At 43.3% G+C, this 12,330-nt stretch carries 10 protein-coding genes; 2 read left to right on the top strand and 8 right to left on the bottom strand.

All coding sequences use genetic code 11. The annotated features are described in order from the left end of the window. The 8 genes from ACFSJE_RS07895 to miaB all read right to left on the bottom strand — a co-directional run bounded on the left by ACFSJE_RS07895 (position 1) and on the right by miaB (position 8,331). Positions 1–1,200, bottom strand: coding sequence for a glycoside hydrolase family 18 protein (locus tag ACFSJE_RS07895; RefSeq protein WP_379830446.1), 1,200 nt, complete (start codon positions 1,198–1,200; stop codon positions 1–3). A 403-nt stretch (positions 1,201–1,603) separates the two neighbouring features. Next, entirely contained in the window at positions 1,604–3,232 is a 1,629-nt protein-coding gene (groL, locus tag ACFSJE_RS07890) for a chaperonin GroEL (protein WP_379830445.1), read from the bottom strand. Positions 3,233–3,331: 99 nt separating this feature from the next. Next, positions 3,332–3,610: a co-chaperone GroES gene (locus tag ACFSJE_RS07885; protein ID WP_379830444.1), complete on the bottom strand. Its 279-nt coding sequence runs from the start codon at positions 3,608–3,610 to the stop codon at positions 3,332–3,334. A gap of 141 nt (positions 3,611–3,751) precedes the next feature. Then, entirely contained in the window at positions 3,752–4,117 is a 366-nt protein-coding gene (gene secG, locus ACFSJE_RS07880; protein WP_379830443.1) for a preprotein translocase subunit SecG, read from the bottom strand. Positions 4,118–4,125: 8 nt separating this feature from the next. Continuing rightward, complete coding sequence (locus ACFSJE_RS07875; RefSeq protein WP_379830442.1) at positions 4,126–5,040, bottom strand: hypothetical protein; 915 nt, start codon at positions 5,038–5,040, stop codon at positions 4,126–4,128. A gap of 2 nt (positions 5,041–5,042) precedes the next feature. Then, positions 5,043–5,564: an LptE family protein gene (locus tag ACFSJE_RS07870; protein ID WP_379830441.1), complete on the bottom strand. Its 522-nt coding sequence runs from the start codon at positions 5,562–5,564 to the stop codon at positions 5,043–5,045. A gap of 28 nt (positions 5,565–5,592) precedes the next feature. Further along, entirely contained in the window at positions 5,593–6,864 is a 1,272-nt protein-coding gene (locus ACFSJE_RS07865) for a sigma-54 interaction domain-containing protein (protein WP_379830440.1), read from the bottom strand. 3 nt (positions 6,865–6,867) lie between these two features. Beyond that, positions 6,868–8,331, bottom strand: coding sequence for a tRNA (N6-isopentenyl adenosine(37)-C2)-methylthiotransferase MiaB (gene miaB, locus ACFSJE_RS07860; protein ID WP_379830439.1), 1,464 nt, complete (start codon positions 8,329–8,331; stop codon positions 6,868–6,870). 142 nt (positions 8,332–8,473) lie between these two features. On the opposite strand from miaB, the gene ACFSJE_RS07855 reads away from it, so the two are divergent. Then, positions 8,474–9,727 (top strand): LVIVD repeat-containing protein, encoded by a 1,254-nt coding sequence (locus ACFSJE_RS07855; RefSeq protein ID WP_379830438.1) that lies wholly within the window; start codon positions 8,474–8,476, stop codon positions 9,725–9,727. Between the two features lie 118 nt (positions 9,728–9,845). Next, a complete protein-coding gene (topA, locus tag ACFSJE_RS07850) occupies positions 9,846–12,329 on the top strand; it encodes a type I DNA topoisomerase (protein ID WP_379830437.1) in 2,484 nt (827 codons plus the stop codon). Position 12,330 lies beyond the last annotated feature (1 nt).

The following is a 12,330-nucleotide window of genomic DNA, read 5'->3' as shown; positions in this document are numbered from 1 at the left end:
TTAGTTTTGGGTGGCCCCATCGAACATGGACTTTAACAGACTGTTCTTTTCTTTGGTGTCGTTGCCCAATTGCCAGAACATGATGCCGCCCAATTTCTTTTTCAGTGCATATTCACTTTTCATGCGGACAGAAACCGTATCATCATAGCTGATAAAAATACTGTCCTTGGCGTTGTATAGGTATGGAGCCTTGGCAATGGAATCCCAATAGCGTTTATAATCAGGATTTTTTTCAAATTCACTTCGAATATTATAGTAGGCTGCCCATCCAATATATGGCCCAGAGTTGGATTGGTAAAGTCCATTATTTTCAAGGGGAACACCTTTCCAAGCTCTCCCGTAAAAAGCGGAACCAATGACCATTTGTTCGGGTTTAACACCTTGTTCCAGACAGTATTCCACTATTTTTTCAGCTGACCTTGGCCCGTAATCACGGTCATCCCCACGTTCTTTTTTCCAATTAGCTATGAATTCTGCTGCCGGAGTACCTTCAAGGTCCTGTTCTTTAATATAACCCAGAGGGGTATGATGGCCGGTGTAGGGGGAATTGCCTCCAACTTGATCATAGGTCATGATGTTCATATAGTCCACATAGCCCATCACTTTTTCCAGTTCAATATTGTCGTAGTAAGGCTTCCAACCTGCTGAAGCAAAAGTTAAGGTCTGTTTCCGTTCCAGTGTATCGAGAGCTTCCCGTAATTCTTTCATCAACAGGGTGAAATTCTCTTTGTCTTCGGGGCGTGCTCCTGTTCCTGCTGCTGGAATGGCTGGGTATTCCCAATCAATGTCCAACCCATCCAGTTGATATTTTTGATTGAACTCCACCACACTTTCCACAAATTGTTGCCGGTTTTCAGCAGTATGGGACATATCCGAAAAACCGTCGGCACCCCATCCGCCGCAAGCAATCATCACTTTAAGGTTGGGATGATTTTTTCGCTGTTCCACCAATTGTTCCAATTTTTTTCCGTCTTCTTCATTCCTGAACTGCATTTTTCCATCAATGATATGGGTAAAGGAAAAAATGATGTGGGTCAATTGGTGTAACGGAAGTTCCTCGGGTTTATAATCTTTCTCTGGTACATAATAGGCCATTACCGCCATCGAGGGTTCTTTGGCATCTGGATGCTTGGTAAGAACCGCAAAAGCGGTAATCAATCCATACAGAAGCAAAAGAATGGCGGAACGAAGATGTTTCATTTCATATTGTTTTGATTTTCAGAAGATAATTCAATGGACTTAGAAAATCAGAAAGTTTTAGACCAAGAACAGTTTCAGTAATACCGACAACAAAAATGATGATTCGAATACGGTTCAACGATGCTTTAGTTAATATTTAGCCAATAAAATATTTTTAATTCAAATCTGGCATACATTTATTTCAGTTTTAAATTTTTTGACTGATGAAACAAGCAAAGTCAACTGGAAAGTCATCTCCTGCAAAAGCTGTTAAGCCTGCTGCAAAGAAGACTACCCAAGCTTCTGGTAAGAAGAAGTAATTGGGTTATTGGGTTCCCGTGGGGAGCTCCACAACGAGATAAAAAAAGAAAACGCCCCGATGCAAATCGGGGCGTTCCTATTTTATAATCCGAAGGGGATGATCTTACATCATTCCTGGCATACCACCACCCATTGGAGGTCCAGCCGGAGCATCTTCTTTGATGTCTGTCAAGGCACACTCCGTGGTTAGGATCATACCGGCTACAGAAGCGGCATTTTCCAAAGCGATACGGGTTACTTTTTTAGGATCGATGATGCCTGCTTGAAGCATATCTACATACTTGTCAGATTTTGCATCATATCCGAAGTCTTTCTTGCCTTCAAGAACTTTGGAGATTACTACGGAACCTTCACCACCAGCGTTTTCAACAATGGTACGCAAAGGAGACTCAATGGCCTTAGCCACGATTTGAACCCCTGTAGTTTCATCCAAAGAATCAGTAGTCAATTTTTCAAGCACTTTTTTGGCTCGAACCAAAGCTACACCACCACCGGCAACGATACCTTCTTCAACAGCGGCACGGGTAGCGTGCAAGGCATCATCCACACGGTCTTTTTTCTCTTTCATTTCAACTTCTGAAGCGGCACCTACATACAAAACGGCAACCCCGCCAGCCAATTTGGCCAAACGTTCTTGCAATTTTTCCTTGTCGTAATCAGAAGTAGTGGTTTCAATCTGAGATTTGATTTGGTTTACTCTGGCTTTAATGTCAGAGGCTTTACCAGAACCGTTCACGATTGTAGTGTTGTCTTTGTCGATAGTTACGGTCTCAGCAGTACCCAACATATCCAAAGAAGCATTTTCCAAAGAGAAACCTCTTTCTTCGGAGATCACAGTACCACCAGTCAAGATGGCGATGTCTTCCAACATAGCTTTTCTTCTATCTCCGAATCCAGGAGCTTTTACAGCGGCAATTTTAAGACCACCTCTCAATTTGTTCACGACCAAAGTAGCCAAAGCTTGACCTTCAACATCTTCAGAAATGATCAAAAGAGGTCTTCCAGATTGTGCAACGGGCTCAAGGATTGGAAGGATTTCCTGTAGATTGGAGATTTTCTTATCGAAAAGAAGGATATAAGGATTGTCCAAATCGGCAACCATCTTATCGGTATCCGTTACAAAGTAAGGGGAAAGGTATCCTCTGTCAAACTGCATACCTTCAACAACATCAACGTAAGTATCGGTACCTTTGGCTTCTTCAACAGTGATTACACCTTCTTTACCAACCTTACCAAATGCTTTTGCGATAAGATCACCAATAGCTTCATCATTATTAGCGGAGATGGAAGCAACTTGCTTGATTTTATCTGAATCGTTACCTACTTTTTTGGCTTGTTTTTCCAAGTCTACCACCAAAGCCTCAACCGCTTTGTCGATACCTCTTTTCAAGTCCATTGGGTTGGCACCCGCGGCAACGTTTTTAAGACCTTCTTTTACGATGGCCTGTGCCAATACGGTTGCGGTAGTGGTACCGTCACCGGCCTGGTCATTGGTTTTGGAAGCAACTTCCTTCACCATTTGAGCACCCATATCCTCTAGTGGGTCTTCCAATTCAATTTCTTTTGCTACAGAGACACCATCCTTGGTTACCTGAGGGGCACCAAAGGATTTGCTGATGATCACGTTTCTTCCCTTGGGTCCCAAGGTTACTTTTACAGCTTCGGCCAATTTGTCAACACCTCTTTTAAGGCCGTCACGTGCATCTATCTCAAACTTAATATCTTTTGCCATTTTATACTTTATTTTGTCATTCCTGCGAAGGCAGGAATCTTTGGGTTATACGTTTTAGTTTTTAGATGGATTCCCGCTTTTGCGGGAATGACATATTGGTTACACTATTGCCAAAATATCGCTCTCGCGCATCATCAAATAGTCGGTACCTTCCAATTTGAGCTCGGTGCCGGCATATTTTCCATATAATACGGTATCACCTACTTTAACGGTCATTTTTTCATCTTTGGTTCCAGGGCCAACAGCAACTACGTTGCCTTTTTGAGGTTTTTCCTTAGCGTTGTCCGGGATGATGATACCGGAGGCAGTTTTGGTCTCGGCCTGTAGCGGCTCGATCAGAACACGGTCTGCCAATGGTTTGATATTAACTTTAGCCATATTTTTAATTTTTAGGTATTTGTTTTAAAAATTCTCGAAACATTGGGGCAGAAATTATGCCAATGCTCAAAAACTGACATTATGGAAAACAAAAATGCCAGCTTGTCACTCAAGCTGGCATTTTTGTATGTGTTGTCACTGTTAATTGATGGTGTCCGTTGGGTCGGTACTGCCAGTTGGAAGTTGTTCAGGTACTTCTTCAGGCACTGTTTCTGGAACAGTGGTCTCCGTATCATCGCCCTGCAACAATTTTGAATCCGCTTGGCTGTAGTTTCCTTTTAGGGAAACATTGGACAAAAGAATCAATACAATTAATAATGTGGCAAGGGTCCAAGTACTTTTATCCAAAAAGTCACCGGTCTTTTTTACACCTCCCACAACTTGGTTTCCACCGCCTCCAAAAGACGAGGACAACCCACCACCTTTAGGGTTTTGGACCATAATGACCAAGACCAACAAAAGGCACACGATAATGATCAAAATCAAAAAAATTGTAAACGTGCTCATTTCTTATTTTATTCTTTTTCTTTCTGCAGTGTCTTCACCGCCCGAATTTGGTCTGCAAAGAAACCACTTTTTTCTGGATATTTCAAACTCAATATTTTAAAGGCTTGAATGGCCTTTTTGTACTTTTTTTGTTCGAGATACACCTTGGCCAATGTCTCCGTCATCAGTTCGTTTTTGTCGAACTTTGTAGATGATTTAATGTCGACTTTGGGATTGGTGTTTTCCTGTGGAACAATCTTGGGATTGTTTTCGATGAACTTATCCAGAAGGTCGAATTTTTTCTTCTTCTCCAATTCCTCCATGACATCCGCTTCGGGTTCTTGCTCTGAAGTTTTGGAAGTCAATTGCAACCATTCGGTAAAAGAGTGTTTTTCCTTTTTGGTGAAGGGAATGGGTTTGCCAAGTTGTAAGTCGGTGTCAGCAGTGGATTTTTCTTCGGTCTTGGTAGGTTCTTCGATTTTGACCTGCTTTTCTTCTTTGGATTTTTCGGGACTTTTGGATTTGAACAAGGCAGGGTTCAAAATCTGTTCCGCATCCTGAATGTTTTGGGGGAGTGCCACTTCTTCGGCGTCCACCAACATGGCATTCACATTTTCGCTGGGTTCAATCTCTTCGGAAATGGCATTTTGGTCCTCCAATTTTGATCGTCGACCTGCGATGGTATCCGCAATGTTGTTTTGAACAAATTCCTGTGAGGTGATGTAATCAAAAAGCACATCCCTGTCCGCGGTATGGGCCGCAGTAATTTTTAAGGCGTTGTTGTATTTGTAGCTATCGAGATTTTTCAGCCCCTTCAAATGTAAAGCACGTGCAGCCTGAAAATAGGGGTATTCCTCAATGATATCTTCCAGTTCCCGAGTCTGTTTTGGGGACAGGATGGTATTTGAGTTTTGTAGAATCTGTATAAAATCCGATACGTTCATAACTACCAATTTCCCAAAGAGGCATTAAAAATGTCTTGGGTGAGCCGTTCAAAAATTTCTTCGTGCGCTACAGCCTGAATCGATGTCAGGGAAGCTGCTGCATCAAAATCATAAAAGAAGGAAAAGCGACGCTCAAAGTCCGCATCTTCTTTCGTGGTATTGAAAAACCGCACATTCACGGCCATGGTAAGCCGGTTTTGTGCTGTTCGCTGGTCGGCGGTGGCCGTCATGGGGACCACTTTGTATTCCACAATTTCACCTTCGTAGACCAAATCTCCATTGCTTCCCGTTAGTGAAAGACTTGTAAGGTTATTAATCATATCCTGCAAAGCCAGCGTAAAATCTCTATCCAAACCAGGGACAATGGTGGAACCAGGTGTTTGATCCGCATAATTCTGAAAGAAATTCACCTGAAACGTTGTGGCTGTTCCAATATCCGCACCAGAAAAATTATACACTCCGCAACTGTAAAAACTTAGAACCAGTGCAAGCAGTCCAACCTTAAAACCATTTTTTCTCTTCATTATCATTTCGTGTCGTAAAGTTGGTAATTTACAAATCGTACTGTTTTATTTTTCTGTAGAGGGTCCGTTCTGAAATTCCCAGTTCGGCAGCGGCAGCCTTTCGTTTGCCACGGTTACGCTCCAGTGATTTTTTAATCAATTCAATTTCCTTTTCCTGTAAAGATAGGGTTTCTTCCTCTTCAATCTCCTCAGCAAAGTGATAACGATCTTCTTGAGGCTGTGCCACGTTCATGGGTTTTTCAATCACAGGCTCCGGCAAATGCAAGACTTCGGTCATAGTAGTTTCTTCTTCTATGTCCTCTTCCTCTTTGTTTCCGTAAATTTTTCGGATCAGGGTTTCATTTTCCTCCTGAACCTTTTCCGAATTATCATGTTTTAACAATTCCAAAGTGAGCTTTTTTAAATCGTTGAGGTCGCTTTTCATATCAAAAAGGACCTTGTACAAAATCTCCCTTTCGTTGCTAAAATCACTTTCTTTTTTGGTTTGACCGACCACTGCTGGTAAATTGGAGGTGCTGGCATTGGGCAGGTAGCTGTTTAAAGTGCTGGCCGAAATGGTTCTGTTTTCCTCAAGCACCGAAATCTGCTCGGCAATGTTCCGAAGTTGTCTGATGTTTCCGGGCCAACGATAACGCGTCAATAATCCAACCGCATCATCTTCCAACCGAATGGTGGGCATTTTGTATTTCTGACCAAAATCCGAAGCAAACTTTCGGAACAGCAGGTGAATGTCTTCCTGGCGGTCACGCAGTGGGGGAATATTGATTTCCACCGTGCTCAATCGGTAGTACAGATCTTCCCGAAACTTTTCGTTTTTAATGGCTTCGAACATATTGATATTGGTGGCCGCTACAATACGAACATTGGTCTTTTGTACTTGGGAAGATCCCACTTTTAAAAATTCACCATTTTCCAAAACCCGAAGCAATCGCACTTGGGTCGTTAAGGGAAGTTCCCCGACTTCGTCCAAAAAAATGGTCCCGCCATCGGCCACTTCAAAATAGCCACTGCGGGTCTGGGTAGCTCCTGTAAAAGCCCCTTTTTCGTGACCGAACAATTCACTGTCAATGGTTCCTTCGGGAATGGCACCACAGTTAACCGCAATATATTTGGCGTGTTTGCGATGAGACAGGGAATGGATAATCTTGGGAATGGCCTCCTTACCGACCCCACTTTCCCCTGTCACCAAAACCGATATGTCCGTTGGGGCCACTTGCATGGCCTTTTCTATGGCACGATTGAGCTTAACGTCGTTGCCGATTAGCTCAAACCGTTGTTTAATGGATTGAATACTCTCCATAAATTAGTTGTTCTTTGAATATGCAATGGCCTCGCCTAGCAAAGTGGCAGAGGTACATTCATTGATCTTTACATTTACAAAATCGCCTACTTTGTAGTGTTCTTTGGGAAATACTACTACGGTGTTTTGCGAATTGCGCCCCATCCAATGCGTATCGGATTTTTTGGAAGTTCCTTCAATGAGGACTTCTTCCGTTTTTCCGACATGTTGTTGGGTACGATAAAGACTGTGTTTTTGTTGTAGTTCGATGATTTCCTGCAAACGTCTCTTTTTGGTTTCGTCAGGAATGTCATCGTCCATTTTTCGTTCGGCCAAAGTTCCAGGCCGCTCGGAATAGGCAAACATGAAACCGAAGTCGTACTTCACGTATTCCATCAAACTTAAGGTGTCTTGATGGTCTTCCTCAGTCTCGGTTGGGAAACCAGAAATCATATCCTGACTGATGGCACAATCGGGAATTATTTTTTTTATGTTATCAATCAGCTCAAAATATTCCTCACGGGTATGCAGGCGGTTCATGGCCTTTAAAATGCGATTGCTTCCACTTTGCACGGGCAAATGGATGTAGTTGCAAATATTTTCATACTTGGCCATGGATTCGATGACATCCAAGGTCATGTCTTGGGGATTGGAAGTGGAAAAACGGATGCGCATTTTGGGTTGGGCCTCGGCCACCAGTTCCAACAATTTGGCAAAGTTTACCGAAGTGGCTTTTTGCATGTCCGAAGCTTTTTCAAAATCCTTCTTCAATCCGCCGCCATACCAAAGGTAACTGTCCACATTTTGCCCCAAAAGAGTCACTTCCTTAAAGCCCCGTTCCCAAAGGTCGTTCACTTCCTCCAAAATGGATTGCGGGTCACGACTACGCTCCCGACCGCGGGTAAACGGAACGACACAGAAGGTACACATGTTGTCACAACCACGGGTGATGGACACAAATGCCGTTATGCCATTGGAATTCAATCGCACTGGAGCCACATCACCATACGTTTCGTCTTTGGAAAGGATGACGTTTACGGCATTGCGACCTTCATCAATTTCTTGGATAAGGTTGGGCAGGTCTTTATAGGCATCGGGCCCCACGACCATGTCCACAATTTTTTCCTCTTCTAAGAATTTGCTTTTCAACCGCTCTGCCATACAGCCCAACACCCCCACCTTCATGCCGGGATTGGTTTTTTTGACTGCATTGAATTTTTCCAAACGCTTCCGAACGGTCTGCTCTGCCTTTTCACGGATGGAACAAGTGTTCACCAGGACCAAATCGGCTTCCTCCAATATTTGGGTGGTGTTGAATCCTTCGTTGGCCAAAATAGAGGCAACGATTTCACTATCGGAAAAATTCATCTGGCACCCATAACTTTCGATATAGAGTTTACGGGTGTTCTTATCGTTATTCTCCAATGCCAAAGGGCTCCCTTGTTGGCTTTCGTCTATTATTTTTTCTACGCTTTCGTCCTTGATCATATTCGTGCAATGGGCTGCAAAGATAGTGCTTATTCCATTTTAGTGACAATTTGGCAGTTAAAATTTAACCAAAATGCAACGCAACTTTTTTAGCTTCAAAATATCTAATAACCACAGTTTCAATCAGAAAAAACAAACGCACATGAAAACGAAAATCCTATTTCTACTTTCCTTGACCACACTTTTCTTTGTCTCCTGCGACAACGATGATTCCAATGGCGAATATGCAGATTACCTTGTGGCGAGACCGCTGGTGATCAGTAAGGCAGAATTTGCAACAAGCGTCGATATCATTGCACCCCGACCTATTCATCAGTCTGGAAAGGTCTACACCTATCAAGATTATATTTTCATCAATGATATGTACCAAGGTATCCATGTGATTGATAACAGTAATCCGGCCCAGCCTGTAAAAATTGCTTTCATCACCATTCCCGGAAACGTGGACATTTCGGTAAAGGACAATTATTTATATGCGGATAGTTTGATGGATTTGGTGGTGCTAGATATTTCCAATATCAGCGACATATCCTTGGTGAACCGATTGGAGAATGTGCTCTACACCAATATTTTCTTTCCTTTTGAAGCCGATTTGGTGGATACCGAAGGGGTTGATTACGATGCTGAAATGATCATTGGTTGGGAAACCACCACTGAACGTCGACTTAAATCTGAAGTCGAGGGACGAAATGGCGGAGGTGTTTTTATGGAAGACTTTGCGCTTGCCAATGATGCTTCGGGCGGTACTGGGCAAGGTGGTTCTTTGGCACGTTTTAAGATTGTGAACGATTATCTCTACGCGGTGGACAGTCATAATATTAACGTGTTCAATATTTCCGATTTGGAAAATCCGCAGAATCTGGATGATGTTTACGCCGGATTCGATATAGAGACTATTTTCTACAACGGCACGTATCTTTTCTTGGGCAGTATGCGCGGGATGTACATTTATGATATCACCGACCCGGCTGCACCTTCCTTGATTTCGGAATTTGAACACGGAACTGCCTGTGATCCCGTTGTGGTTGATGGAGATTATGCCTATGTTACCCTACGGGGTGGGAACTTCTGTGGGGCCACGGAAAGTGGACTTTTCATTGTGGATATTTCAATGATTGAAAACCCGGAATTGGCCGCCCAATACCCCATGGATGGGCCTTATGGTCTGGGTATCAAGGACGAAAAGCTGTTTGTCTGCGACGGGGAATCGGGGTTAAAAGTCTATGATAAAACGGATATCAATGACTTAGTAGAGTTAAACCACTTTGAAAATATTGTTACGTTTGATGTAATTCCGTTGGAAAATAATTTGATCATGGTGGGTGATGGCGTGCTCTATCAATATGAGTATTTGGACAATGATATTAGGCTCATCAGCCAGATTGGACTCAACTAAAAAGCGCAACATCAATCGTAAATATCCCGTTTTTAGCGGGATATTTTTTTGATGAGGGTTTTGTAAAAAATCGAAAATCGAATTTTTGATATACTTTTGTTACCACAAAACCTAGTGCATGCCAAAGAATTTAGTTATTGTTGAGTCCCCCGCAAAGGCAAAGACCATAGAACGATTTCTAGGAAAAGAGTACCAAGTTGAATCCAGTTTTGGACATATTGTGGACCTTCCGTCCAAAGAACTTGGGGTTGATGTAGAAAACGATTTTAAGCCAAAATATACGGTAGACAAGGAGAAAAAAGCCTTGGTAAAAAAACTTAAGGACCTCGCCCAAAAGGCCGATACCATCTGGTTGGCCAGTGATGAGGACCGAGAGGGAGAAGCCATTTCTTGGCACTTGGCCGAAGAGCTAAAGTTGGACAAGAGCAAGGTGAAACGTATTGTGTTCAACTCCATTACCAAATCCGCGATTCAAAAGGCGATAGAAAACCCAAGGGAAATCAACTATAACTTGGTGAACGCCCAACAGGCGCGAAGAGTGTTGGACCGTTTGGTGGGGTATGAACTCTCACCCGTACTTTGGAAAAAAATAAAACCAGGACTTTCGGCAGGTAGGGTACAATCCGTGGCCGTACGATTGATTGTGGAGCGCGAACGGGAGATTGATGCATTCACTCCAGAGGCCTCATTCCGAATCAAGGCTGATTTTAGAACAGAGGAAGGCAGTGTTTTTTCAGCAAAACTCAATAAGACTTTTCCAAGCAAAGAAACTGCAGAAGTTTTCCTGAAACAAAATATAGGTGCTGATTTCTCAGTGGCCAATTTGGACAAAAAGCCGGCCAAGAAATCACCTGCACCACCATTTACCACCTCCACCTTGCAACAAGAGGCTTCCCGTAAATTGTATTTTTCGGTGAGCCGCACCATGCAAGTGGCCCAGCGTTTGTACGAGGCGGGTCTCATTACCTATATGAGGACGGATAGTGTAAACCTGTCCAACGAAGCATTGGCCGCGGCCAAAGAAGCCATCTTGGAAAATTATGGGGATGATTACAGTCAGATGCGGAATTTTACCGGAAAAACCAAGGGAGCGCAAGAGGCCCACGAAGCCATTCGCCCAACCGATATGAAATTACAGTCTCCTTCCTTGGAGCGGGACCAGTCCAAACTATACGAACTCATCTGGAAACGTACCCTTGCTTCACAAATGAGTGATGCTGAATTAGAGCGTGCCAATGTGAAGATCATGGCCAATACCCATGACGAAGAGTTTACCGCCAATGGAGAAGTGGTCAAGTTTGATGGTTTCCTAAAAGTGTATTTGGAAGGCACCGATGATGAGGACAATGCGGAGGAACAAGAAGGAATGCTTCCCGCCATGAAAGTGGGTGAGGCATTGCAAAATGTCTACATTTCCGCTACCGAGCGCTTTACACGACCTCCGTATCGATATACGGAAGCATCTTTGGTGAAAAAATTGGAAGAATTGGGCATAGGGAGACCATCTACCTACGCACCGACCATTTCCACCATCCAAAATAGAGGGTATGTGGAAAAAGGCAGTGTGGAAGGTACGGAGCGCAATTACCTTCAATTGATTTTGGAGGAAGGCAAACTTGCGGAGAAGAAACTATCCGAAATGGTGGGGTCCGACAAAGGAAAGTTGGTTCCTACAGATATCGGAATGATCGTGAACGACTTTTTGGTGAGTCACTTCACGAAAATTTTGGATTATAATTTCACCGCCCAGGTTGAGGAGGATTTTGATGAAATCGCTTCCGGCGATGAAGATTGGCAACACATGATGAAGTCCTTTTACAAGGAGTTTCATCCGAATGTAATTGAGGTTGAAGAAAATGCGGAGCGTGCCAGCGGTGAACGCGTTTTGGGTGTAGATCCAAAATCAGGTCGTCAAGTGGCTGCTAGATTGGGTCGATTTGGGCCGATGGTCCAAATTGGAACCGTGGATGAAGAGGAAAAGCCCCAGTTTGCCAGTTTATTGCCCGATCAGTCCATCAATACCATCACTTTTGAGGAAGCCATGGAGCTTTTCCAACTGCCCAGAAAGCTTGGCGTATATAAAGGAGAGGAAGTGGAAGCCAATGTAGGTAGGTATGGTCCTTATGTGCGATTTGGGAAAAAATTCATTTCCTTGGGGAACGATGAAAGTGCTTTTGATGTAGATTTGGACAGGGCCATTGAATTGATCAAGGAAAAGGAAAAGGCCGATGCGCCCATCGCCAGCTATGAAGGCAAAGAAGTCACTAAAGGCAAAGGTCGATTTGGACCGTTCATCAAGTGGGATGGAATGTTCATCAATGTGAATAAAAAATACGATTTTGATAACCTTTCCCAGTCTGATATCGAGGAGCTCATCGAGGACAAAAAGAAAAAGGAAGCTGAAAAGGTAGTGCAGGAATGGCCCGAAGAGAAAATACGCATTGAAAAAGCCAGATGGGGCCGTCATACCATAATAAAAGGTAGGGTAAAAGTGGAATTGTCCAAAGATGTGGATGCTAGCAAGGTTTCTTTGGAAGAGGCCAAAGCCCTTTTGGAAAAAAAGACACCCAAGAAAAAAGCCACGTCAAAAGCGAAAAAATAAT

It is taken from the genome of Flagellimonas iocasae (assembly GCF_042682725.1).
In the GTDB taxonomy this organism is placed as follows: Bacteria; Bacteroidota; Bacteroidia; order Flavobacteriales; family Flavobacteriaceae; genus Flagellimonas; species Flagellimonas iocasae.
This window is presented reverse-complemented; position numbering and strand designations above follow the sequence as displayed.

What these genes read in the sequence shown, in the direction of transcription:
- secG (WP_379830443.1), bottom strand. Translation starts at nt 4,117, where the DNA reads ATGAGCACGTTTACAATTTTTTTGATTTTGATCATTATCGTGTGCCTT.
- ACFSJE_RS07885 (WP_379830444.1), bottom strand. Translation starts at nt 3,610, where the DNA reads ATGGCTAAAGTTAATATCAAACCATTGGCAGACCGTGTTCTGATCGAG.
- ACFSJE_RS07870 (WP_379830441.1), bottom strand. Translation starts at nt 5,564, where the DNA reads ATGAAGAGAAAAAATGGTTTTAAGGTTGGACTGCTTGCACTGGTTCTA.
- groL (WP_379830445.1), bottom strand. Translation starts at nt 3,232, where the DNA reads ATGGCAAAAGATATTAAGTTTGAGATAGATGCACGTGACGGCCTTAAA.
- ACFSJE_RS07865 (WP_379830440.1), bottom strand. Translation starts at nt 6,864, where the DNA reads ATGGAGAGTATTCAATCCATTAAACAACGGTTTGAGCTAATCGGCAAC.
- ACFSJE_RS07855 (WP_379830438.1), top strand. Translation starts at nt 8,474, where the DNA reads ATGAAAACGAAAATCCTATTTCTACTTTCCTTGACCACACTTTTCTTT.
- miaB (WP_379830439.1), bottom strand. Translation starts at nt 8,331, where the DNA reads ATGATCAAGGACGAAAGCGTAGAAAAAATAATAGACGAAAGCCAACAA.
- ACFSJE_RS07875 (WP_379830442.1), bottom strand. Translation starts at nt 5,040, where the DNA reads ATGAACGTATCGGATTTTATACAGATTCTACAAAACTCAAATACCATC.
- ACFSJE_RS07895 (WP_379830446.1), bottom strand. Translation starts at nt 1,200, where the DNA reads ATGAAACATCTTCGTTCCGCCATTCTTTTGCTTCTGTATGGATTGATT.
- topA (WP_379830437.1), top strand. Translation starts at nt 9,846, where the DNA reads ATGCCAAAGAATTTAGTTATTGTTGAGTCCCCCGCAAAGGCAAAGACC.